This window comes from Aeromicrobium piscarium (genome assembly GCF_007421815.1).
In the GTDB taxonomy this organism is placed as follows: domain Bacteria; phylum Actinomycetota; class Actinomycetes; order Propionibacteriales; family Nocardioidaceae; genus Aeromicrobium; species Aeromicrobium piscarium.
Genome location: NZ_VLNT01000009.1, coordinates 1 through 23,077, shown reverse-complemented (window position 1 = coordinate 23,077; position 23,077 = coordinate 1). Strand labels below are relative to the sequence as shown.

Annotated in this window: 19 protein-coding genes; 6 read left to right on the top strand and 13 right to left on the bottom strand. The window is 68.1% G+C overall.

What is annotated here, in order from left to right; genetic code table 11:
- Positions 1 to 4 precede the first annotated feature (4 nt).
- From FNM00_RS19425 to metG, 3 genes are all read right to left on the bottom strand, one after another.
- On the bottom strand, positions 5 to 1,138 hold the full coding sequence (locus tag FNM00_RS19425; RefSeq protein WP_185973114.1) for a resuscitation-promoting factor: 1,134 nt from the start codon (positions 1,136 to 1,138) through the stop codon (positions 5 to 7).
- 63 nt (positions 1,139 to 1,201) lie between these two features.
- On the bottom strand, positions 1,202 to 2,065 hold the full coding sequence (locus FNM00_RS11810; RefSeq protein WP_143913751.1) for a TatD family hydrolase: 864 nt from the start codon (positions 2,063 to 2,065) through the stop codon (positions 1,202 to 1,204).
- A gap of 229 nt (positions 2,066 to 2,294) precedes the next feature.
- Positions 2,295 to 3,878 carry a methionine--tRNA ligase gene (metG, locus tag FNM00_RS11805; protein WP_143913750.1) on the bottom strand — a complete coding sequence of 528 codons (1,584 nt, stop codon included), beginning with the start codon at positions 3,876 to 3,878 and terminating at the stop codon, positions 2,295 to 2,297.
- Between the two features lie 204 nt (positions 3,879 to 4,082).
- Between metG and FNM00_RS11800 the strand changes: the two genes are divergently transcribed.
- A complete protein-coding gene (locus tag FNM00_RS11800) occupies positions 4,083 to 4,724 on the top strand; it encodes an ATP-binding cassette domain-containing protein (RefSeq protein WP_143913749.1) in 642 nt (213 codons plus the stop codon).
- On the top strand, positions 4,721 to 6,658 hold the full coding sequence (locus FNM00_RS11795) for a YhgE/Pip domain-containing protein (protein WP_143913748.1): 1,938 nt from the start codon (positions 4,721 to 4,723) through the stop codon (positions 6,656 to 6,658). Before FNM00_RS11800 ends, FNM00_RS11795 begins: the two co-directional genes overlap by 4 nt.
- A gap of 117 nt (positions 6,659 to 6,775) precedes the next feature.
- Here FNM00_RS11795 and rsmI read toward each other — a convergent pair whose 3' ends face one another.
- Positions 6,776 to 7,606, bottom strand: coding sequence for a 16S rRNA (cytidine(1402)-2'-O)-methyltransferase (gene rsmI / locus FNM00_RS11790; RefSeq protein WP_143913747.1), 831 nt, complete (start codon positions 7,604 to 7,606; stop codon positions 6,776 to 6,778).
- Positions 7,607 to 7,718: 112 nt separating this feature from the next.
- On the opposite strand from rsmI, the gene FNM00_RS11785 reads away from it, so the two are divergent.
- Together FNM00_RS11785 and FNM00_RS11780 are read left to right on the top strand one after the other, a co-directional pair.
- Positions 7,719 to 9,257, top strand: coding sequence for a dolichyl-phosphate-mannose--protein mannosyltransferase (locus FNM00_RS11785; protein WP_185973113.1), 1,539 nt, complete (start codon positions 7,719 to 7,721; stop codon positions 9,255 to 9,257).
- 103 nt (positions 9,258 to 9,360) lie between these two features.
- The gene (locus FNM00_RS11780; protein ID WP_143913745.1) at positions 9,361 to 10,161 is read left to right on the top strand and encodes an IclR family transcriptional regulator; all 801 of its coding nucleotides are present in this window, start codon (positions 9,361 to 9,363) and stop codon (positions 10,159 to 10,161) included.
- Between the two features lie 55 nt (positions 10,162 to 10,216).
- On the opposite strand, the gene FNM00_RS11775 is transcribed toward FNM00_RS11780, so the two are convergent.
- Genes FNM00_RS11775 through FNM00_RS11745 form a run of 7 tightly spaced genes read right to left on the bottom strand, consistent with a single transcriptional unit; the run spans position 10,217 to position 19,211 of the window.
- Entirely contained in the window at positions 10,217 to 13,696 is a 3,480-nt protein-coding gene (locus tag FNM00_RS11775; RefSeq protein WP_221933705.1) for an indolepyruvate ferredoxin oxidoreductase family protein, read from the bottom strand.
- Between the two features lie 28 nt (positions 13,697 to 13,724).
- The gene (locus tag FNM00_RS11770; protein ID WP_143913743.1) at positions 13,725 to 14,498 is read right to left on the bottom strand and encodes an enoyl-CoA hydratase; all 774 of its coding nucleotides are present in this window, start codon (positions 14,496 to 14,498) and stop codon (positions 13,725 to 13,727) included.
- Positions 14,491 to 16,017 carry a tripartite tricarboxylate transporter permease gene (locus FNM00_RS11765; RefSeq protein WP_143913742.1) on the bottom strand — a complete coding sequence of 509 codons (1,527 nt, stop codon included), beginning with the start codon at positions 16,015 to 16,017 and terminating at the stop codon, positions 14,491 to 14,493. Before FNM00_RS11765 ends, FNM00_RS11770 begins: the two co-directional genes overlap by 8 nt.
- Positions 16,018 to 16,020: 3 nt before the next feature.
- Positions 16,021 to 16,518 carry a tripartite tricarboxylate transporter TctB family protein gene (locus tag FNM00_RS11760; RefSeq protein ID WP_221933704.1) on the bottom strand — a complete coding sequence of 166 codons (498 nt, stop codon included), beginning with the start codon at positions 16,516 to 16,518 and terminating at the stop codon, positions 16,021 to 16,023.
- Positions 16,519 to 16,532: 14 nt separating this feature from the next.
- Positions 16,533 to 17,510: a tripartite tricarboxylate transporter substrate binding protein gene (locus FNM00_RS11755; protein WP_143913740.1), complete on the bottom strand. Its 978-nt coding sequence runs from the start codon at positions 17,508 to 17,510 to the stop codon at positions 16,533 to 16,535.
- Positions 17,511 to 17,541: 31 nt separating this feature from the next.
- A complete protein-coding gene (locus FNM00_RS11750; RefSeq protein WP_143913739.1) occupies positions 17,542 to 17,940 on the bottom strand; it encodes a thioesterase family protein in 399 nt (132 codons plus the stop codon).
- A gap of 38 nt (positions 17,941 to 17,978) precedes the next feature.
- Positions 17,979 to 19,211 carry a CaiB/BaiF CoA transferase family protein gene (locus tag FNM00_RS11745; protein ID WP_143913738.1) on the bottom strand — a complete coding sequence of 411 codons (1,233 nt, stop codon included), beginning with the start codon at positions 19,209 to 19,211 and terminating at the stop codon, positions 17,979 to 17,981.
- Positions 19,212 to 19,379: 168 nt separating this feature from the next.
- Here FNM00_RS11745 and FNM00_RS11740 point away from each other — a divergent pair, with 168 nt between their 5' ends.
- Complete coding sequence (locus tag FNM00_RS11740; RefSeq protein WP_143913737.1) at positions 19,380 to 19,931, top strand: RNA polymerase sigma factor; 552 nt, start codon at positions 19,380 to 19,382, stop codon at positions 19,929 to 19,931.
- Complete coding sequence (locus FNM00_RS11735; protein WP_143913736.1) at positions 19,928 to 20,875, top strand: DUF4349 domain-containing protein; 948 nt, start codon at positions 19,928 to 19,930, stop codon at positions 20,873 to 20,875. Before FNM00_RS11740 ends, FNM00_RS11735 begins: the two co-directional genes overlap by 4 nt.
- A 114-nt stretch (positions 20,876 to 20,989) precedes the next feature.
- Here FNM00_RS11735 and FNM00_RS11730 read toward each other — a convergent pair whose 3' ends face one another.
- Together FNM00_RS11730 and FNM00_RS11720 are read right to left on the bottom strand one after the other, a co-directional pair.
- Positions 20,990 to 21,859 (bottom strand): Rossmann-fold NAD(P)-binding domain-containing protein, encoded by an 870-nt coding sequence (locus FNM00_RS11730; protein WP_221933703.1) that lies wholly within the window; start codon positions 21,857 to 21,859, stop codon positions 20,990 to 20,992.
- Between the two features lie 750 nt (positions 21,860 to 22,609).
- On the bottom strand, positions 22,610 to 23,077 hold a 468-nt coding region (locus tag FNM00_RS11720; protein ID WP_143913735.1), incomplete at its 5' end, for a DDE-type integrase/transposase/recombinase.

Genomic DNA, 23,077 nt, shown 5'->3' with positions numbered 1-23,077 from the left:
CTGGTCAGCGCAGGCCCAGCTTGGCCGAGCAGGCGGGCCACTGGCCCCAGCCCGACTGCTGCTGCAGGATCGTCGCGCGGTGGATCTGCTCCTCGCGGCTGTTCTCGTGCGGCAGACCCGATCCACCGACCGCCCGCCACGTCTGCGCGCTGAACTGCACGCCGCCGTAGTAGCCATTGCCGGTGTTGGCGGCCCAGTTGCCACCGGACTCGCACTGTGCGAGCTGGTCGAACACGCTGTCGCCGGGCACGGCGGGAGCGTCCGAGCCGGCGGGCTCGGGCTCCTTGGTGCCGTGCTTCTCGACCCGCGACACGGGTTCACGGGTCGTGCTGCGCGAGACGACCTCACGCTCACGGACCTCGCCATCGGCGAGGACGAGGTTGACCTCCTCGGAGGCCTCGCCGGCCTCACCCTCGGTCACGACCTCCTTCTCGCCCTTCTCGAGCTCGCCGTCCTCGGTGACCTCGGTCTCGAAGTCGATCGGGACGGTCTCGGTGCGCGTGACCTTCTCGATGCGCACGACCTTCAGCGCGGTGTCCGCGGCGACGAAGCTGTCGACACCGGGATCGACCTCGTCGTCCTCGTCCAGCTTCACGCCGGCCTCGTCGAGCACATCGCCCACGGTCGGCTTGTTGGTCTCGACCTCGGTGTCCTCGCCATCGGCGGTCACCGTGAGGGTCTTGGGATTGCTGACGACGATCTCCTCGCCGAAGCGATTGACATTCTCATCGACGTCCGAGGACAGGTAGGCACCCTTCTCGGGCGTCACCTCCAGGTCGTCGAGGAGGTCGCCGACGGTCGTGGCGTAGCTGACCTCATTGGTCGACTCGCCGTCGACCACGACGGTGACCGGCTTGGCGTAACGCACGGTGACCGTGGCGTTGTTCTCCACCGTCTCGTCCAGCTCATGGGAGAGCTTGTCCTCCTGGCGGGGCTCGACACCCTTGCTCGCCAGAAGCTCGTCGACCGTCTCTGCGGACGTACGGGTCTCGGTGACGACGCCGTCGACATCGAGCGTGACGCGCTTGTCAAAGTCAGCCGCGGCGACGAGTCCTGCCGTCGCCATCAGGACGACCAGGACGGCCGCGACCATCTTCAGCACGTTCTTCGGATGAATCTCTGGGACCGAAAACTGCACGAATCAAACCTCAACACATTCCGTTGACAACCTGTCCACCTTGAACGAGGCTGCCACGGCCCGTCAAGTCCGTTGACCACCATGCGAAGCCCACGGACCGCCGAAGGCACGGCTCGTGTTCTCGTCGATCTGCCGGCACAGCGACACCAGATCGAGGTCCAGGACGTCGGCGATGCGCCGCACGGTGTGGGGCACGAGGAAGGAGGCATTGGGACGCCCGCGATAGGGCTCCGGGGTCAGGAACGGCGCATCGGTCTCGACCAGGACGCGATCGAGCGGAGTCACCCGAAGCGCCTCGCGCAGGTACTCGGCGTTCTTGAAGGTGACGGTACCGGCGAAGGACAGGAAGGCCCCGCGTTCCAGGCATTCCAGGGCGAACTCCGGCCCCCCGGAGAAGCAGTGCATGACCACGCGATCCGGGATCCCGGTGTCGTCGAGGACCGCCAGCACATCGTCATGGGCGTCTCGATCGTGGATCACGAGGGTGCGGTCGTGACGCGTGGCGATGGCGATGTGCTCGCGGAAGGACCGCTGCTGACGCGGGCGTCCCTCCGGCCCGGTCCTGAAGTAGTCGAGCCCCGTCTCCCCCACAGCGCGCACCGCCGGGTCGGCGGCCAGCTCGTCGATGCGCGAGAGTGCGCCATCTAACACCGGATCGTCCATCCGGGCGGCGTCATTGGGGTGTAGCGCGACCGCGGCGACCACCGCGTCGTGCTCGCGGGCGGCCTCCACGGCCCACTCGCTGCTCTCCAGATCGCATCCCACCTGGACGATGCGGGTGACCCCGACGGCGGCGGCGCGATCGAGGGCCTCCTCGACCGGGATCAGCAGCCCGCCCTTGATCCGATGATCGAGGTGGCAGTGGTTGTCCACGACGGGCGCCGGCAGCGGTGCCGGCGCCTCCGGCCAACCTTCGGTGACGGTCATCGGACGGGCCCTTCGACCCCGGTGGTCGGGTGCGACCTGCCTCGACCCACGGTGGTCGGGTGCGACCTGGGGGCACCTCCCGCTTGCGGGGGAGGAACGAGGAATGGAGCCATCGCATGAGGGGCATCGCCGCGATGGAGTATCGAGACCACATCAGGTGACGTGGCCTCGATACGGCTCGCGCGCAGAGCGCACTCACCTACTCGACCACCGAGGGGTGAACCGAGGTTCATGCGTGGTCCAGTTCGAGGCGGGGGAAGAGCGAGGGCACCTTGGTGATGGTGGTGCCTGCCGGGAGCTGTCCCCACCGGCCGGCATCCGCGAGGGGCTGGTCGGCGAGCGCACCGAGCGACTCCTCCGCGCCGAGCGACTCCCAGAGCGCCGCGCACGCCCTGGGCAGCACGGGGTTGAGCACGACCGCGAGCACGCGCAGGCCCTCCGCTGCGGTGTTGAGGATGGTCGCCAGGCGCTCGCTCTGCTGGTCGTCCTTGGCGACCTTCCACGGAGCTTGCTCGGTGAGATAGCCGTTCAGGGACTCGACGATCCGCCACACCTCGTTCATCGCGTCCTGAGGAGCGACGCGGTCGATGGCTGCATCCGCCGCACCGACGGCGGCGGCGATGTCGTCGATCAGCGCCTTCTCCGGCTGGCTGAACGGGCCGGCCTCGGGCAACTGCCCGCCGTGGTACTTGCCGATCATCGCGGCGACGCGGGACGCGAGATTGCCGAAGCCGTTGGCGAGCTCGGCATGGTAGCGGGCGCCGATGTCCTCCCAGGAGATCGACCCGTCGCTGCCGAAGGTCAGGGCGCGGCTGAAGTAGTAGCGGTAGGCGTCGGAACCGAAGGTCTCGACGATCTCATTGGGGTGGATGCCGTTGGCCTTGCTCTTGGACATCTTCTGACCGCCCACCAGCAGCCAGCCGTGCGCGAAGACACGGTGCGGCACCGGCTGACCGGCGGCCATCAGCATCGCCGGCCAGATCACGGCGTGGAAACGCGCGATGTCCTTGCCGACGATGTGGATGTCGGCCGGCCACAGCCCCTCGAAGCGCTCCGGATCGACGCCGTAGCCCGCGGCCGTGACGTAGTTGAGCAGCGCCTCGATCCACACGTACAGGACGTGCGAGGAGTCCCACGGGACGGGGATGCCCCAGTCGAAGGTGGACCGCGAGATCGACAGATCCTTCAGGCCGCGCTTGACGAATGAGACGATCTCGTTGCGCGCCGACTCGGGCTGGATGAACTCCGGGTGCTGCTCGTAGAGCTCCAGCAGGCGGTCGGCGTAGTCGCTGAGCCGGAAGAAGTAGTTCTCCTCGGTCATGTACTCGACCCGGCTGCCGTCGAGTACGGAGATCTTGAAGCCTTCGTCCTCGCCCTCACCGTCGCGGACATCGTCATCGCCGACGAACTCCTCGCTGCTGACGCTGTACCAGCCCGAGAAGCCACCCTTGTAGACCGCGCCGCGGTCGTAGAGGTCCTGCCAGAAGGCCTGCGCGCCCTTCTCGTGACGCTCCTCGGTGGTGCGGATGAAGTCGTCATTGGCGATGTCGATGGTGCGCAGCATCGGCTTCCACTCGTCCTCGACGAGGCGGTCGACCCATTCCTGCGGCGAGACGCCGTTGGCATCGGCCTTTCGCAGCACCTTCTGGCCGTGCTCGTCGACGCCGGTGAGGTACCAGACCTTCTCGCCGCGCTGGCGGTGCCAGCGCGACAGGATGTCGCCCATGACCGTCGTGTACCCGTGCCCGATATGCGGTGCGTCGTTGACGTAGTAGATGGGCGTGGTGACGTAGAAGGTCCGGTCGGTGGCCATACGTCCCAGTCTAGTGAGGCCCGCGCTGGACCGAGATGTGCTCCCACTTCGTCAACGCGGCGTCCTTCTGATCGACGAATACCCAGCACATCTCGGTCCGACGTGGGGCTCGCCATACCCGATCGGCTCGATTCCCTGACATTCGTCATGGACCATGGATCAGTTGGCCCTTTCGAGGGCGGAGCACGACGATGAAGGCTGAGCATGCAGATCGAGACCCACGATGTCACGGTGGACGGGCCACACACGGTCTTGTTGCGTCCCACGACCCTGACCGCGAGGAGCCGAGAGGTCACCCTCGTCGAGGGTCCTCCCGGCACGGGTCACACCGCCCTGTCCCTGGTGCTGGGCGGCCGGCTGCGTCCCGATGGCGGGACCGTCCTGCTGGACGGCAGCCCCGACGGTCAGGGCCTGCGCGAGCGCGTCGCGCTCGTCGATGTGCCCGATGTGTCGGAGCCCGATGACGTGGTCAAGCTGTCGACGGTCGTCGGCGAGGAGCTCGCGATGGCTCGCCGCACGGCCAGCCCCGCGGCAGTACGCGCCTGGCTCGAGCATCACGACGCCCTCGACTGGCATGGCACGCGCGTCGAGGACGTGCCGGGTCCCGTGCGCGTGCACCTGCTGAGCGAACTCGCCGCGCTCCGGCCCGGCGTGGAGGCACTGGTGATCTGCGCACCGGACCGTTACGGCGCCCTCGGCGACGAAGCCTATGACGTGGCGGACCGGATCGCCCGCCGCGACCTCGTCGTCGTCCTCCAGCTCATGACCGCCAGCGCCCGCACGCTCGGGCTCCCGGCGACCCGACTCGGCAATGCCGCCGACGGCACCTCTGAGGAGATCGCATGACCTCGCTCCGCATGGCCATCAGCGAGTTCCGCCGGCTGACCGCCGGGCGCATGCCGGCACTCGCCATCCTCGCCATCACCCTCATCCCCACGCTGTACGCCTCGCTGTACCTGTGGGCCAATCACGATCCCTACGCGAAGCTGAGCAGCGTGCAGGCCGCCCTCGTCGTCGATGACGTCCCCGCGCAGTCCGATCAGAGCGGGGAGATCCACGCCGGTCGCGATGTGGCGCACGATCTGCGCGAGGACGGATCCTTCGACTGGCAGGAGGTGAGCGAAGCGGAGGCCCGCCAGGGCGTCCAGGACGGCACCTATCTGTTCGCACTCACCATCCCGCGCGAGTTCTCCTCGGCGCTGGCGTCGACGGCGGACTTCGAGCCGAAGAAGGCCGAGCTGACACTCACCACGAATGAGGCCAACAACTATCTCTCGACGACCATCGCCGATCAGGTGCTCTCGAAGGTCAGCGGCTCGATCGCGCAGAACGTGAGCGAGCAGGCCGCCAGCGCCTTCCTGCTCGGCTTCTCCACCCTGCACGATCAGCTGCTCCAGGCCGGCGACGGAGCCCAGCGGTTGGCCGATGGTCTCGTCGACGCCGAGAGCGGCGCGGGACAGCTGCGCGACGGCGCCGGTGAGCTGGTCTCGGGCCAGCAGCAGCTGCTCGGCGGTCAGCAGCAGCTCGCCTCGGGGATCGACCAGGCGGCCAGCGGAGCCGACCAGTTGGCCGCCGGTGCGGCCACGCTGGCGCCGGGAGCGCGGCAGGTCGCCGACGGCAATGCCCAGATCGCGCAGATCGGCGACGAGATCGCGAACGCCTCCCAGACGGCGAACGGCGACCTCGACACGATCCGCGCCGACATCGTCCAGCAGCTCGACGCGGCGGGTATCTCCGATCCGCAGCGTCAGCAGATCCTCGACACCCTCGACGGCTTCCGTCAGCCCCTCGACGATCTCAACGATCGCGTCCAATCGACCTCAGGACAGCTCGACCAGCTCGCTTCCGGTTCACAACAGGTAGCCGACGGGGCTCAGCGGCTAGCGGACGGTTCAGCCACTCTCGCCGGCGGGCTCGGAACCGCGCGGTCCGGATCGCAGCAGCTGGTCAGCGGTCAACAGGAGGCGTTGTCCGGTGCACAGCAGTTGCAGAGCGGCGCGGGCGAGCTGGCCGACGGGATCGGCACGGCACAGACGGGTGCCCAGGAGCTGGCCGACGGCCTCGCGGACGGTGTCTCCTCGATCCCCGCGCTGGACGAGCAACGACGCGATGAGACCGCGCAGACGATCGCCTCCCCCATCGCCACCGAGGACGTGTCCCAGGCATCGGCCGATTCGTACGGCGCCGGGCTCGCGCCGTTCTTCCTGTCGATCGGTGCCTGGGTGGGCGCCTATGTGATGTTCCTGCTGGTGCGACCGCTCTCGAACCGCGCGATCGCGGCGCGTCAGTCTCCGTTGCGCACGGCCCTCGGCGGCTGGCTGACACCAGCGGCGATCGCAGTGGCACAGTCCGTCGTCATGCTGTTCGTGGTGCGCTTCGCCGTCGAGATCGACTGGGTACGCGCCGGCTATGTGTCGTTGCTGCTCGCGCTGGTCTCGGTGACCTTCGTGGCGATCGTGCACACCCTCAACGCCTGGCTCGGCACGGTGGGACAGCTGCTGGGCCTGGTACTGCTGGTCTTGCAGCTGGCCAGCGCGGGCGGGACCTTCCCCTGGCAGACGCTGCCCGGGCCCTTGCAGGTCGTCCACCACGTGCTGCCGATGACCTATGCCGTGGACGGGCTGCGGCACCTCATGTACGGCGCGTCGCTGGAGAGTCTGCCGCGCACGGTGGCGGTCCTGGTGGCCTATATCGTCGGCGCCCTCGCCCTGACCTGCGCCGCCGCCTATCGACGCCGCATCTGGACCGTCTCCCAGATCAAACCCGAGATCGCCCTCTAGCCCCACCCTCCTGGGGCGGTGGGTTACACACCTCTCGGCCGGTGGGGCGGTGGCCTACGCACCTCTTGGATCGCTCGAGAGGTGCGTAAGTCACCGCTCCGGAGCGTGATGGTGGGGTCAGCGGTGGGCCGCGGCGTAGACGGTCTTCTTGCGGACGCCGGTCTGTTCCGCGACCCGCGCGATCGCGTCCTTGCGGCTCAATCCGGTCGCCTCGGCGTCGGCGACCAGACCGGCGAGCGCCTCGTCATCGAGATCGGCTGCCGGCGCCGCGGGCGCACCGGCGACCACGAGCGTGACCTCGCCCCGTATCCCGTGCTCCTGCCCGGCCGCCCAGGCGGCGAGCTCACCAAGCGGGCGACGAACGACCTCCTCGTAGGTCTTGGTGAGCTCGCGGCAGAGGGCGGCGGGGCGGTCCGGGCCGAAGGCCTCGGCCATCGCCTCCACCGTCGCGATCGTCCGGTGCGGCGACTCGAAGAACACCATCGTGCGGCGGTCGGCGGCGAGCTCGGCCAGGAAGCGCGACCGCTCCCCCTGCTTGCGCGGCAGGAATCCCTCGAAGCTGAAGCGGTCGACCGGCAGTCCCGACAGCGCGAGCGCCGTGAGGACCGCCGACGGACCGGGGATCGCGGTGACCGGCAGGTCCTCGGCCACCGCGGCCGCGACGAGCCGGTACCCCGGATCGGAGACGCTCGGCATCCCGGCATCGGTGACCAGCACGATGGTGCGGCCCGCTCTCAGCTCCTCGATGAGCTCGGCAGTGCGCCGCTCCTCATTGCCCTCGAAGTACGACACCACCCGTCCGGGAACGTCGATACCGAGATCGGCCGCGAGACGACGCATCCGACGGGTGTCCTCCGCGGCGACCACATCGGCCTCGGCCAGCGCGGGACCGAGACGACGGGAGGCGTCATCGGCCTGTCCGATGGGGGTGCCGGCGAGGATCAACACGCACTCATCTTCGCAGGCCCCCGAACCCGTCGCCCCGGCCCGCTCCGCACATCTCACACCGGTCAGTCCTCGCAACACAGCGTCCCTCGCCCCGGCCACTATGGTGGAGCGCGTGCTGGAGCGAGTGACGTGGCGCGCGTGGTCGTGGATCGTGCCGAGCGCCCTCGCGCTTCTCGCCTTCGTATTGCGCGTCGTCCGACTGGACCGCCCCGATGTCCTCGCCTTCGACGAGACCTACTACGCCAAGGACGCCTGGTCACTGCGCCAGTTCGGCTATGTCCGCGAGTACGTCGACGACGCGAACGATCGCATCGAGGCCGGGAACCTGAACGCCCTCTTCGGCCCGGATCCCGCGTGGATCGTGCACCCCGACGGCGGCAAGTGGTTCATCGCCCTCGGGGAATCGGTCTTCGGGATGACCCCGTTCGGCTGGCGGATCAGCGCCGTGGTCGCCGGCGCGCTGACCGTCCTGGTGCTGGCGCGGCTGCTCATCACCCTCACCGGCTCCCTGTGGGTGGGGGCGGTGGGCGGCCTGCTGCTCACGCTCGACGGCGTGCACTTCGTGATGTCGCGGCTCGCGCTGCTGGATGTCTTCCTGACCTTCTGGCTCGTCTGTGCCGTCGCCTGCCTGGTGACCGACCGGCGACGACTCGACCGGTTGCTGGAACGGGGCGACCGACCTCGACTCGGGCGACGCTGGCAGATCGCCGCCGGCGTGTGCTTCGGTCTGGCGATCGCCACCAAGTGGAGCGGGCTGTACGTGCTCGCGGCCTTCGGCCTGACCGTGGTGATCTGGGAGGTCGCCGCCCGTCGACAGGTAGCACGTGAACGCGCTGATCGGCCGAGAGCCGTGGTCCCTTCGCTGTTCGCGGTCGGCCTTCCGGCCTTCTGCCGGCTGGTGCTGGTGGCCGCGGTCGTCTATCTGGTGAGCTGGACGGGCTGGTTCTGGCATCGCGGCGCCTATGAGGACCGCTTCGGCCACGGCTATGGGGACTACGCGCCGTGGCCGAGTGTCGAGAGCCCGATGGGTGGACCACTCGGCGCCGTCCTCGACCCGTTGCGCTCCTGGTGGAGCTTCCACGAGATGACCTGGGACTTCCACACCGGCGACTACCTCACCGACAAGACCCATCCCTATGCCTCGCATCCGATCGGCTGGCTGCTGCAATGGCGTCCCGTCGCGGTCGACACCACCACCGATGTCCCCGCTGCCCAGTGCGGTGCTCCGAGCGACTCCAGCTGCATCAGCGAGGTGCTCATCCTCGGCAATCCGATCATCTGGTGGGTCGGCATCGTGGCCATCGTCGCGGTGCTCGTCATGTGGCTGCGCGGACGGCACTGGCGGTTGAGCGTGCCGCTGGTGGGCGTCGCGGCGACCTGGCTTCCCTGGTTCGCCAGCGCGGACCGTCCGATCTTCTCGTTCTACTCGGCCGCGATCGCACCCTTCCTCATCATCGCGATCTGCCTGGCGATCCATGGCGTGCACCGCCGAGCGGCCGCCCGACGACGGCAGGGGCTGTTCTGGTCGGCGCTGGGCATCTTCGTCGCCATCGTCATCGCGGCCTTCGTGTTCTTCTATCCGGTCTGGACCGATGTCCTGCTGCCCTACGACACCTGGCGTCAGCGGATGTGGCTCTCCCGCTGGATCTGAGACGCGCCGTCCGGGCGAATCCCGCTCGGCCACCGGCGAGGCCCGCCTCACGACGTGATCCCCGTCACATATAGTGTGCTGCGAAGACCCTGAGGAGTCCTCGATGAACAAGACAGCGACCAAGACCGTGGACTCTGACTCCACCTCCGTCGACAAGGCTATGCTCTTGCTGGCGGCGTTCAGGAGCAGTGACCGACGCGATCTCGGCGTCAGCGAGCTCGCTCGCCACACCGGCATGAGCAAGTCCACGACCCACCGGCTGCTGGCGGTTCTGGTCAGGAACGGCGTCGTGCGCAAGAACGGCTCGCGCTATGCGCTGCTCGACGACGGGGCGACGTCCCAGCCCTCCACGACGCGCCTGAGCGACGAGCTGACCCCGTTTCTCGCCGATCTGTTCCTCGCCACGCGGTCCACGGTCCACCTGGCCGTCCTCGATGCCACCGATGTGGTGTTCCTCAACAAGATCTACGGTCATCGCGATCTCCGCATGCCCTCGCACACCGGCTTCCGGGCGCCGGCCCACTGCACCGGAGTCGGCAAGATCCTTCTGGCGCACCAGCCCGACGCACGCGATGCCCTGCAGTCCATGCGGCTGCAGGCGATGTCGCCGTACACGATCCTGGACCATCGCGAGATCGAGGGACAGCTCGATCTCGCGGCCGAACGCGGCATCGCCCGCTCGAACCAGGAGACGATGCTCGGGCTGTCGTGCGTAGCCGCGCCGGTGCGGCTCAACGGCGAGGTCGTCGCCGCGATGTCCGTGTCCGGGGTCGCGCAGCGCTTCGACGTCGCGCTGGTCGAGACCGCGCTGCGCCAGATCTGCGCCGCCGCGTCCCGTCAGCTCACCGCCACGTGGACGCGCGCCAGGCGCCCGGTCCTCGAGATGCAGCCCGCCGATGGCTGACCGCCCGCCCCGCTGGTCGGCTGGCAGCGTGGACGGGCAGTCGGTGCGGTGACTATCAGCCTTCGGCGGCCGTAAGGCCCGAGCGCAGACGCGCCAGGCCCTCGGTGGTCAGCCTCTCGTAATCGGCGACTGAGGACAGCTTGATGTCCTCATAGCCGCGGATCTCCTGCGGTCCGGCCAGAAGCGTCCTGGCCTCGGGCAGAGTGTCGCGGTCCGCCAGGCGGAGCACCTCCTCGACGAGCGCCGTGTAGTCGGCGATCAGACGCCGCTCGACCTTGCGGACCCGGGCATAGCCGAAGGGGTCGGCGATCGTCCCGCGGAGCCGGCGCATCGAGCGGAGTGCCACGAACACCGGCCTGAACCAGGGGCCGAGCGACAGCTTGTTCTTCAACCCGATGGCCCGCAGGATCGGCGGATGGAGCTTGTAGCGCATCGATCTCACGTCGCCGAACTGGTCACGCACCGAGCGCTCGAACTCCGGGTCGAGGTATAGACGAGCCGTTTCGTATTCGTCCTTATAGGCCATCAGCTTGAACAGCGACTCGCCCACTGTGGCCGTCAGGGCACCGGCCCGTCCGGTCAGCTCGCGCTCACGGTCGATGACCGCCGCCACCCGTTCGAGGAAGGTCGTCGCGTAGCGCCGGTCCTGGTAGTCGGTCAGCTCACCGGCCAGCAGTCCCAGCCGGTCGCGCAGCTCGGCGTCCAGCTCCAGCTCCGACAGCAGCTCGAGAAGCTCACCCGTCGCGTGGGCGATCCCGCCGGCCGACCGAGCGAAGGTCTCGGCACCCTCGACGACGACACGTCGGCCGAGCTCGATGGCCCGCAGATTGGAGGCAACGGCGGCGCCGTTGAGCTCCACGGCACGGTTCAACGCCGACAGCGGCAGCGGTAGCGCACCGGTCTGATAGGCCATGCCGATGAGCATCATATTGGCGAACTGGTCGGAGCCGAGGGCGCGGACGGCGATCGTGCGCGCGTCCACGAAGTGCGAGTCCTCGGAGCGTGCGTTCTCACCGATCGTCTCGGTCAGGTCATCGATCGACGGGAACGCGGTCGAGGGGCTCAGCACCATGTGCCCCGTCGGCACGATCGAGGTCGACACGATCGCGATCGTGCGAGCATCGTCGATGACCGCCAGGTGTCGTGGGTCGGAGGCCACGAGCAGGTCGTTGCCGAGCAGCAGATCGCACTCCCCCGGATCGATCTTGTTCGCCCCGTCGATGTCGCCGCTCGCGAACTTCATGTCGGAGACGACCGGTCCGCCCTTCTGGGCGAGACCGAGCTGGTCGAGCCCGCGGACCTTCATGCCCGCGAGCGATCCGGCCATCGCCAGGATCTGCGCGCTGGTGACCACGCCGGTGCCGCCGATGCCGACCAGACGGACGTTGAACCGGTGCGGGTCGACCTTCGCGCGGGGCTCGGGTAACTCGACCGGACGCGCCGACACCTCCTCCTCCCTAGTCCGCGATCCGGGGACGACCTCGACGAAGGAGGGGCAGTCACCGTCGAGGCAGGAGTAGTCGAGATTGCAGGTGGCCTGGTCGATACGGGTCTTGCGCCCGAACAATGTCTCGACCGGTTGCACCGACAGGCAGTTCGACTTCTGCCCGCAGTCGCCACACCCCTCGCACAGCCGCTCGTTGATGAAGGCCCGCTTCGTGGGCGTCTCTACCATCCCGCGCTTGCGCTTGCGGCGCAGCTCGGTCGCACACTCCTGGTCGTGGATGAGCACCGTGACACCGGGAACCTTTGCGAGCTCCTCCTGGGTGGGGATGAGCTCGCGGCGATCGCGCACCTCGACCCCCTTGGGCAGACGGACCCGCCGGTAGCGCGCGGTGTCCTCGGTGGTGATGACGACACGGGCCACGCCCTCGGCGAGCAGCTCCTGCACGACCTGTGGCACGGCCATCTTGCCGACGGCCGTCTGTCCTCCGGTCATCGCGACGGCGTCGTTGTAGAGCAGCTTGTAGGTGATGTTGACCCCCGCCGCGACAGCCGCGCGGATCGCGAGGCTGCCGGAGTGGTGGAAGGTCCCGTCGCCGATGTTCTGGAAGAGGTGGTCCTCCTCCACGAAGGGCGCCATGCCGGTCCAGGCCGCTCCCTCGCCGCCCATCTGGCAGAGGCCGGTGAAGTCTCCGACCCGGTCACTCGGCATCAGTGTGGCGAGCGCGTGGCAGCCGATGCCGGCCCCCACCAGCGAGCCCTCCGGCACCACGGTGGAGCGGTTGTGCGGGCAGCCAGAGCAGAAGTACGGGGTCCGTGTGATCACCGGGAGCAGGGTGCGCATCAACGGTTGTTCCGGTTCACCGGACCCGGCCGGCGCCCCGCCGTCGGGAAACAGCCGCGTGCCGATGAGCTCGGCCAGGTAGTCCGGCGGAAGGTCTCCGGACTCGCGCAGGAAGCGCCCACCCGCGCCGTCGCCCTTGCCGAGCACCCGGACCCTCAGCCCCGCGTCGAACAGGACCCCCTTGACGGCCGTCTCGATCAACGCGCGCTTCTCCTCGACCACGATGATCTCGTCGAGACCGTCGGCGAACTCGCGCACGACCGCCGGGTCCAGCGGTGAGATCGCCCCCAGTTTGAGGAGGCGCACCGATGAGGTGGACAGGTCGTCGGGAGCGATGCCCAGCCGTTCGAGCGCCTGAAGGGAGTCGCGGTACGCCGCTCCCGCGGCCACGATCCCGATCCTCGCCTCCGCATCGCCCTCGATCCTGTTCAACCCGTTGGCCACGATGTAACGCAGGGCGAGCTCACGACGCTGGTGGGAGAGCGTGGCCTCCAACTCGCCCAGTGCGGGTTGGGTGAACCGAGCGGTCGCGGCGTGACGGAACTGCACGCCGTCGATCAGCCGTGGAGGCTCCTCGCCCCGCTCGGGCACCGCGTCGAGGTCGACGGTGGCCGAGCCGTCCAGCACATTGGTGGCCAACTTGAGCCCGGCGTACAGGCCGCTGAACCGTGAGAGCCAGATCCCATGGAGACCGAATCCGATGATCTCCTGCGGATCGGACGGGGACAGCACCGCGAGTCCGAGTTCGGCCATGGCGGTCTCGGAGCTGCTCGGGACAGTCGATGACTTCGCCGTCGAATCATCGCCCACCAGCACGAGAGCGCCGCCATTGTCGGCCGCGCCACCGAGACTGGCATGCCGCAGCGCATCGGACGCGCGGTCGAGCCCCGGGGCCTTGCCGTACCAGAGACCCACGACGCCGTCGAACTCACAGCTCGGCGAGACCGACGCAAGCTGGGAGCCCATGACGGACGTGGCCGCCAGCTCCTCGTTGACGCTCGGCCGGACCACGATGTCGTGGACCTCCAGCAGCTCGCGTTGCCGGAGCAGTTCCAGGTCGTATCCGGCCAGCGGCGATCCCTCGTAACCGCTGATGAACACACCGGTCCGTCGTCCGTCCCTCTCCTCGCGACGGTTCAGCTCCAGCGGGAGCCGGACCAGCGCCTGCATGCCGGTCAGGAGCATCTCACCGGCCGTCTCGCGATAGCGATCGGCGAGGGTGAAGCCGGTCGTGTCGGTCGTCGTCACTGTTCGCCCTTCTCTCGTGCCGGGCCGTTCATCGGCCGGTCCACTGCGCCGGACGCCCCTCAAGGAACGAGGAGACGCCCTCGCGGAAGTCCTCGCTTCCGTAGACCATCGCGATGAGGTCATCGATATCGGGCAGGTCCCGCACCCGCAGCCGCCGCATCGACTCCTTGAAGCACTGCAGGGTCAGCGGTGCGTTGGCGGCGACCTCCCGGGCGATGGTCATGGCGCGATCGTCGAGCTCGTCGGCGGAGCAGATCTCGGAGACGAAGCCGGCCGCGAACGCCTCGTCGGCGCCGATCAGCCGTGCCCGCAGCAGCATGTCCGATGCCCGGCTCTGTCCCAGGTGTGAGACCAGGAGGGCGATCGCGTGCATCGACAGGCAGTTGCCGAGCTTGCGGGCCATAGGGGTGCCGAAGCGGGCCGAGGGCGTGGCGATCCGCAGGTCGCAGGCCGCGGCGATCTCGATGCCGCCGCCGACGCAGTAGCCGTTGACCGCGGCGATCGTAGGGACCTTGACCATCTCGATAGCGCTGAGGAACTCCGAGACCTCGCGCTCGTAGGCGATCCCGGCCGGACCCCCTCCCCATTCCTCCATCCGGCCGATATCGGCACCCGCGGCGAAGGCCTTGTCGCCCGCGCCGCGGAAGATCACGGCCCGCAGGTCCGGATCGTCGTTGGCGCCGCGGCAGGCGGCCACGAGCGCCTCGGACATCTCCGGGGACAGCGCGTTGTGCTTCTCGGGACGGTTCAGGGTGATGGCGAGGATCGAGCCTTCGCGATTGAACAACAGGTGATCAGACATGGGTGTCCTTCTTGGATTCGGAGGAAACGAGCGAAGTGTGGGCGACGCGGAGGCGACGGCGGCGGGCGAGCACGGCGGGAACGACGAGCAGCAACGCGGCCACCGCGAGGATGCCCAGCGCGATCGGACGGTCGAGGAGGATCCCGAAGCTGCCCGACCCCATCGAGGAGGTCTGGACGAGGGTCTTCTCGAAGAGCGCGCCCAGCACCATGCCAATCACCAGGGGCGCCACCGGCAGACCCACGCGGAAGATGAAGTAGCCCACGATCCCGAAGGCGATCGCGACCCACACGTCGAAGATGGCGTTCTCCTCGGCGAAGGCGCCCAGCAGGCTACTGCACAGGATCAGCGGATACAGATAGCCATACGGGAGCCGCAAGAGCTGGGCGAAGACCGGCGCCATCGGCAGGTTCAAGACCAGCAGGATGACGTTACCGATGAAGAAGGAGGCGAGCAGGCCCCACACCAACGTCGGTTGCTGCTCGAACAGCAGCGGCCCCGGGGTGATGCCGTAGAGCGTGAATGCCCCGAGCAGCACCGCCGTGGTCGCACCTCCGGGGATGCCGAGCACGAGGGTCGGGATGAAGTTGGCGTTCGCGGCGGCGTTGTTGGCGCTCTCCGGAGCGGCCACCCCCTCGATCGCGCCCTTGCCGAACTCGGCACGGTTGGGTGAGACCCGCTTCTCCAGGCCGTAGGCAATGAACGACGCCAGCGTCGAACCCCCGCCGGGGAGAGCCCCGAAGGCGAACCCGACACCCGTGCCCCGCATGATCGGGGCCCGGCTGCGGCGCAGGTCCTCCTTGCTCAGCAGCATCTCGCGCAGCCTCGTGCGGATCGGTTTCGCCTCGCCGATGCTGAGTTGCGCGAGCACCTCGCCGAGCGCGAAGAGACCGACGACGACGGCGATCAGCGAGATCCCGGAGAGCAGGTCGAGCTGGCCGAACGTGAAACGCGTGGTGCCGGTGGCCGAGTCGATGCCGACCGTCGCCAACAGCACACCGCATGCCGTCATCAACAGACCTTTGATCTGAGAGTCCCCCGACACCGTCGAGATGATCACGAATCCCAGCACGACGAGGGCGAGCTGTTCCGGCGGGCCGAATTTGAGGGCGATCTGGGCCAGGGGCGGTGCGACGAGCGCCAGCAGGATCAGCGAGACGATCGCGGCGAAGAACGATCCGACCGCCGCGATGGCGAGTGCCGGCCCGGCACGTCCCCGGCGAGCCATCTGGTAGCCGTCGAGCGTCGTCATGATGCTGTTCGGTTCGCCCGGTGTCGAGATCAGCACCGAGGTGATCGTGCCGCCGTACTGGGCGCCGTAGTAGATCCCGGCGAGCATGATCAGGGCGCTGACCGGGTCCAGGGTGAACGTCAGCGGCAGCAGAACGGCGACACCTGTGGTCGCGCCCAGGCCCGGCAGCAGGCCGATGATGGTGCCGGCGAGCACGCCGATGAAGCACAGCAAGAGGTTCTCTGGCGTCAGCGCCGTGGAGAAACCCAGTGAGAGGTTGTCCCACATCGCTCAGATCACCCCGCCCAGCAGACCCGTCGGCAGTGGCACGCCGAGCAATTGGTCGAACACCAGATAGAGCACGACGACGGTGATCAGCCCCACGGCGACGGCCCGCGTCCAGGACCGTCGTTCGACAAACCCGACCACCACGACCACCAGGATGCCGAGCGCGGGCAGCAACCCCAGTACGTTCATGAGGAGCGCCGTGACCACCATGAGCCCGATCACGACCCACGCCCGATGCTCGCGCGGTGGATCGATCACGTCGTCCTCGGAGGCCGCGGCGAGTTCCTCGGCAGTGACCCCACGACCGGCGCCCGACGAGCGCAGCACTCGTACCATGAGGATCAGCGACAGTCCGACGATCACCACACCGCTGGCGGCGGGCATCATCCCCGGACCGACGGCGCCCGACGGTTCGACGAGTCGGTAGCTGACACCGTTGACGGTGGCGTAGACCCCCACCGCTGTCAGGACGGCATAGGCGATGAGCTCGCCGCTGGGCACCGGTCGCGTTTCCGTCACTGCTCGGACACCCCGCTCAGGGACTCAGCCATCTCCTCCAGGTAGGTGGAGAACTCCTCACCGAACACCGCATTGGGCTGCAGATAGTTCTGCTCGATGTACTCGTCGTAGGCATCGCTCTCGGTGAACTCCTCGGCGACCTCGACCCACGCGTCACGCTCGGCGTCGGTAATGTCGGCCGGCGCGATGATGCCGCGGAACTGCGAGAACGTGACGTCGATGCCCTCCTCGACGCTCGTCGGGATGTCCTTGAGCTGGTCGTACTCGTAGCGGTCCTCGGCGAAGACACATAGGCCCTTGAGCTTGCCGGCCTCGTACTGGCCGATGACCTCGCCGGGGTTCAGCAGCGCGATGTCGATGTCCCCTGAGAGCAGGGAGGTCACCAGCTCCGAGCCGGCGTCGAACGGCACTCGCTCGAACTCGACGCCGGTGGCCTGCTCGGTGAGCAGCGTGACGGCCGCGTCGATGCCCGTCGCGCTCGCGACGCCGACCTGCACCTGGTCGCTCTCCGCCGCGCCGATCACCTCCGAGCACGACGAGAACTCCGAGCCCTCGCTCACGGTCAGCACCGCGCGATCGTCGCCCAGCTTGAAGATCGGGGTGAACGACGTGTAGTCGAAGTCGACGTCCGCGAGCTGCGGCACCGTGATGAGGCTCGACTCGGCGGACAGCATGACGGCGGGGTCGCCGGCCGCCTTCTGCAGCTGGGCGTAGCCGGGCAGTCCGTCGTAGTTCTCGACGTTGACGTTCAGGCCGGAGACCACGTCCTCGAATCCGCTGCCGACCGAACGGGCCAACAGATCGCTGCCGCCGCCCGCGCCCGCGGGCACCAGCATGGTGACGCGGCCTTCGGGGGTCCAGTCGTCGTCTCCGCCGCTGCCGACGCTGGCACCGCAGGCCCCGAGCAACAGGGTGGAGCCGGTGGCGATGACGAAACAACGCGTCAGGCGGCGTTGAGGGGGCTGTGTGTACATCGGAGTTTCGCTTTCTACGAGGGGAGGAGGTTCAGCTCAGTGAGGAGCGCTTGTTCTGGAGCCGCTTCTCGAGGACCGGGATGTCGACGATGAAGCGGTCGTGCTCGGCGCGGCCGATGGCCTCCTGCTCGTCGGCGACGGCGACCTCGAAGCTGACGCGGCGTCCAGAGGCCGCGGTGATCTTCCACTCGACGGTGACCTTCTGGCCGAGTAGCGACGCGGCGAGGTGCGCGACGTCGACGCGGGTGCCCACGCTCTCCTGGTCCTCGGCCAGGTACGGGGCCAGCCCTTGGATGGCGGCCCATTCGATGACGGCCACCATGCGCGGCGTGGAAAAGATGTCGTAGTCGCCTCGGCGGATGCAGTCCTCCGCCTCGATGGTCCATTCGAGAGTGCCGGCGGCGCCGACCTCGACGGTGTTGTCTGTCACAGGTTCCTCCTGGGGGTGGGGGTGATGGCGGGGAAGGTTCAGAAGTCGGTGCTGGCGCCGACGACGCCCTCGGCGACCATGCGGTCGATGTCATCGGTGGTGAACCCGGCGGCGGCCAGGACATCGCGCGTGTCGGCTCCGAGGACCGGTCCGGCGTTGCGCCGGACGGTCGGCGTGCTCGACAACCGCATCGGCGAGCCGATCTGGCGTACCGCGCCGATCTGCGGATGAGCGGCGTCCCAGAAGAAGCCGCGCTGGTTCAGATGCTCTTCCCGGTAGACCTGGTCGGTGCGCAGGATGGGCGCGCACGGCACGCCGGCGTCGTCGAGCGCGTCGACTAGGTCATCGGTGGTGCGGCCGCGCGTGAGGTCCTCGATGATCGTGGCGAGCTCCTCGCGGTGCACATACCGCGTCGCGGCGTCCGCGAACCGGGGATCGTCCACAAGCCGCTCGAGCCCGAACACGTCGCAGGCTCCCTTCCACGTCTTGGGCGTGACCGCCCCGAGCGTCACCCAGCCGTCGGCGGTGCGGAAGGCCTGATAGGGCGCGCTGGCCTGGTGCGCCGTCCCCGACGGCGTGCCCGCCTCGCCGCTGGTGAAGAACCGCGCGGCCTCCCAGATGGTCAGCGACACACCCGCCTCGTACAGGCAGGTGTCTACGAACTGCCCCTCCCCGGTGACGTCGCGCGCCTTCAGCGCCGCCATCGTGGCGAGGGCGATGTAGAGGCCGCAGACCAGGTCGCAGACGGGCACGCCGATCTTCACGATCTCGCCGTCGTTCGTGCCGGTCACGCTCATGAGACCCCCGCGAGCCTGCGCCATGATGTCTAGCCCCGGCTTAGCGGCCAGCGGTCCGTCCTGCCCCCAGCCGGACCCCGAGACATAGACCAGGGCCGGATTCCACCGGCGGACCTCGTCGTAGCCGAAGCCCAGCCGAGTCAGCGCGCCCGGCCGGAAGTTCTCGATCAGGACGTCCGCGTGCTCGATCAGCTCGCGCAGGACGCGCTTCCCGTCCTCGCTCTTAAGATCGACGGCGACGGAGCGCTTGTTCCTGTTGAGCATCATGAACGCCGCGCTGTGACCCTCGATCCGGTCGCCGGTCGAGCGGACCGGCTCCCCCGTGACGGGTGGTTCGATCTTGATGACATCGGCCCCCAGGTCGGCGAGCTGCATGGCGCCGAACGGGGCGGCCATGAAGGCGCCCAGTTCCAGGACGGTGATGCCCGTAAGGGGAGCCGGCGCGGAGGCGGTCTCTGGTGTGATCTGATTCATAGCCACGCCATCTTCGACAGCGGGCGTCGAGACGGCAATCGAGCGTTCCGTCCTGTAGAACACTTCCTATCCGACTCCTACCCGCCGGACGCGGCGACCTTCCGCCGCCGAATCTGAGACGATCTCGTCACGCCCGACATGACCCGGTAGAGCACCGAGGAGCTGGCGATGACGAACGAGAGCACGGACGAGGCGCTGCTGCGTCGTGCCTGTCGTGACGACGACAGCGCCTTCGGGCTGCTCTTCGATCGTCACATCGATGCGGTGTACTGGCAGGCCTTCGGGGTCCTGCGCCACCGTGACGAGGCTCAGGACGTGGCGCAGGAGACCTTCGTGACGGCGTGGCGGCGTCGTCACGACATCACGATCGTCGACGAGTCGGTGCTCCCCTGGCTGCTGGTCACGGCGCGGTTCACCGCTCAGAACGCGCGGCGCAAGACCGCTCGGGTGCATCCCGGCGAACTGCCCGATATCGCCGACGACTCCCGTTCGGCCGACGAGCTGGTGGCCGATGCCGAGGTCCGGGCGGCGATCACCCGCGCGGTGGCCCGCCTCACGCCGGTGGATCAGCAGCTCTTCGCGCTCTGCCTCGAGGACGATCACAGCTATGCGGATGCCGCGGCCGCGCTGGGCGTCTCCCATGGGGTCGTGCGCAATCGTCTGTCGCGACTGCGCGGGCGGCTACGGACCGACCTGCGCTCTGTCCGGGAGGACTCATGACTTCACTCGATGACATCCTGACCCCTGAGCGCCGCGCGCAGATGCGATCGCAGGTGCTCACCGAGGTGCGGTCCGATATCGCGACGAAGGACGCTCACCCGTCGCGGCGGCGCATGGTGGTGGGCGCGCTCGCCACCGCCGCCGCGTTGGCCGTCGTCGCGGGGGTCGGCGTGCAGGCACTGTCCGTGCTCACCCCGTCCTCGACGGACTCGTCGGTGAGCTCGTTGCCCGCCGACTCGCAGGGGGCGCCTGACAGCGCGCCCGGCGTCGAGCAGGAGGGCTCTCCGGAATCTCTCGACCAGGCCGAGCGGGTGGTGGTGACCACCGGCGACGCGCACGTGGAGGTCGACGATGTGCCCGCCACGGTCGAGGCACTGACGGCCTTCGCCGCCGACGAGGACGGCCGCATCGACGCGCAACAGCAGCAGTCGGACGGTCGCGCCTCGTTGACGGTCCGAGTGCCTCCCCCCGCGGTCTCGGCCCTCACCGCCCGGCTCGACGAGCTCGGCTCCGTCGAGGAGGTGAGCATCGCGCGTTCCGATGAGACATCGGCGGCCATCGATCTGGCCGCGAGGATCCGTTCGCTGGAGGTCTCCACCGCCCGCTTGGAGTCCATCATGGCCGAGGCGGACACGAGCCAGGATCTGCTGGCGACCGAGAAGACCCTCGCCGAACGCCAGAGTGAGCTGGAGAGCCTGCAAGCACAGCAGGCGGACCTGGAGCGGCGTGCCGAGCTCGCGAGCATCCAGGTCACCGTGAGCGAGCGTCCGAGCCCTCAGGCCGTGGACCCCGGCGGATTCATCGGCGGCCTGCAGGGCAGCTGGAACGCGCTGATGCGCGGGGCCGAGAGCGCGCTGACCGTCCTCGGCGCGCTGGTGCCCTGGACACCGTTCCTCCTGGCAGGAGCAGGCGTCTGGTGGTGGCGCCGACGCCGAGCGGTCTGACTCGCACTTCGGAATGCCCGACTGGACATGATCGGCGGCGAAGACGAGGGAGATCTATCCACGAAGACCCGTGGCCAAGTCCGGCGTCTGCTTTCTTCCCTTGACCCGGATTCGTCAGGGGTCCGCAGAGGGACCGTCTTGTAGCGCGATGATCTGCCGATACCCCTCGCGATAGCTGTCGTAGCGCAAGGATCCGAGGAACTCCCTCAGCGCGGAACCGCCGAAGACCTTCCCTGATGCCTTCTCCGGCTCGATGCGTGGCGGCGGGGCGAGTCCAAGTTCGTCGGCGATGGCGGTGACCACGTCTCCCAGCGGTGCGGAATGCCCGTCGACCGCGTGCAACATCCGTGGCGGTCGCGACGTCGTCAACATCGCGACGAGGGTGGCGATCAGGTCGTCCTGATGGATGCGATTGGTGCGCCTCGCATACTGGACGGCCTTTCCTTCGGTGACCTTGCGCGGCAGCATCTCGCGGCCGGGTCCGTAGATCCCCGCCGGACGCACGATGTGCGCGTCGAAGAGGCGCTCGGCGAGGATCTCCCCGTCGTGCAGACGCCGGCCCCGCGCGGTCGCGGGCCCGGGAAGATCGGCCTCGGTGATGAGGCACGGCGAGTCCTCGGAGTCGAAGACGCCCGTGGATGACACGAAGACCACGCGGGAGGGGACGGAGGGAAGGGCACCGGCGAGATTCTCCAAGGCCGTGAGGTAGCCGTCCGGCCGTTCCTCTCCACCGATACTGGGTGTCACCGTGAGGACCATGGCCTCCACCTCGGGAAGCGGGCCCATGTCGGGGTTCAGCAGGTCCACCCGGAGCGGGCTGACGAAAGCGGGCAGCTCCTCGCTAGACCGACGTAGAGCGAAGATCTCCCACCCCGGTGCGATGAGCCGCGAGGCGAGCCCGATACCGACCTTGCCGCATCCAACGAGCAGCACCCGTCGTGGCACGGGACCGTGGTCTCGGTCGGGATTCAGCTGCGATGACACGGGGCTCCGTCAGGGTGGCAGTGGCGAAACGGGGAATGACGCCCGCCAGCCGGCGAGCGTCATTCAATTGTGGACCGCGGCGGACTCGAATCACATGAGTGGAAGCGCGTCGAACGACTGGAAGCCGTGTGGGAACTGGCGAAACGAGGTCTCGGGGCGTCGGGCTCGGCGGCTGATTCTGGACTTGGTGAGGTGATCACGGAACCAAAGAGACGGAGTCGAACGCCTCTGACGGCCAAGCAGATAGACGCGATTCACACGGCTCGGGACGACGGAGAGAGCGTCATGTCGATCGCCCGAAGGTTCGAGGTGAGCCGGATGACGGTGTGGGAGAAGACCCGTACCCGACAAAAACCTCGGCCCGCAGAGAAGACCGGTTGATTAGCCATGCGAACCTGCGTAGGCACTTCACACTACTGGTGTGCGCTGCTTACGCCCGATCAAGAATCATCAAGCGCGAAACCCGTTATCCTCCAGTGTTCAGGTCCGTTACCAGGCCGACGAGTGCTGACAAGAGACCAACTATTTCAACAATGCCCGCCCAAAGCAGCCGTGACAATCGGGCTTCGCGATCGGAACACCATCTGTATAGAACATAGAAACCAAAGAGTAAAGCTAGCGCCATACCGAGCAGAACAGGCGTCCAGGCCCCCAAAAGGAGAGCAACAACCTGAACCGCCCCAGGTTTCCCGCCGCATCCTTGTGAGTTGGAAGGATGGGCGTGATGCAGCCGCGGGTGACAGTTGTTGTTTAGGCAGCGGCTGCTGCGTTGGTGGTGATCTTGTCCTCGTACTCGATGGGGGTCAACCCGCCGAGTGAGTCCTGGGGGCGTTGCCGGTGGTACTTGCGTTCGATCCAGACCACGATCGCGAGGCGCAGCTCCTGGCGGGTGGCCCAGCGTCGCTGGTTGAGCACGTTGGTCTGCAGTAGCGACCAGAAGCTCTCCATGGCGGCGTTGTCGCCCGCGGCCCCGACGCGGCCCATCGAGCCGACCATTCCGTGACGGTTCAACGTGTGGCCCATCTTCCGAGACCGGAACTGGCTGCCCCGGTCGGCATGCAGGATGCAGCCGGCGACGTCGTGACCTTCAGCCTTGCGACGAGCGACGGCGTTGTTGAGTGCATCGACGGCCAGCGAAGCGGGCATCCGGTCGCTGATCGAGTAGCCCACGACTCGGTGTCCGCAGGCGTCCTTGATCGCGCAGCAGTAGAGCTTGCC

Bases quoted from the DNA above. Each gene is read 5' to 3' on its own strand.
- FNM00_RS11800 (WP_143913749.1), top strand. From the start codon at position 4,083: ATGCAGATCGAGACCCACGATGTCACGGTGGACGGGCCACACACGGTC.
- FNM00_RS11795 (WP_143913748.1), top strand. From the start codon at position 4,721: ATGACCTCGCTCCGCATGGCCATCAGCGAGTTCCGCCGGCTGACCGCC.
- metG (WP_143913750.1), bottom strand. From the start codon at position 3,878: ATGGCCACCGACCGGACCTTCTACGTCACCACGCCCATCTACTACGTC.
- FNM00_RS11735 (WP_143913736.1), top strand. From the start codon at position 19,928: ATGACTTCACTCGATGACATCCTGACCCCTGAGCGCCGCGCGCAGATG.
- FNM00_RS11745 (WP_143913738.1), bottom strand. From the start codon at position 19,211: ATGAATCAGATCACACCAGAGACCGCCTCCGCGCCGGCTCCCCTTACG.
- FNM00_RS11740 (WP_143913737.1), top strand. From the start codon at position 19,380: ATGACGAACGAGAGCACGGACGAGGCGCTGCTGCGTCGTGCCTGTCGT.
- FNM00_RS11770 (WP_143913743.1), bottom strand. From the start codon at position 14,498: ATGTCTGATCACCTGTTGTTCAATCGCGAAGGCTCGATCCTCGCCATC.
- FNM00_RS11810 (WP_143913751.1), bottom strand. From the start codon at position 2,065: ATGACCGTCACCGAAGGTTGGCCGGAGGCGCCGGCACCGCTGCCGGCG.
- FNM00_RS11780 (WP_143913745.1), top strand. From the start codon at position 9,361: ATGAACAAGACAGCGACCAAGACCGTGGACTCTGACTCCACCTCCGTC.
- FNM00_RS11755 (WP_143913740.1), bottom strand. From the start codon at position 17,510: ATGTACACACAGCCCCCTCAACGCCGCCTGACGCGTTGTTTCGTCATC.
- FNM00_RS11765 (WP_143913742.1), bottom strand. From the start codon at position 16,017: ATGTGGGACAACCTCTCACTGGGTTTCTCCACGGCGCTGACGCCAGAG.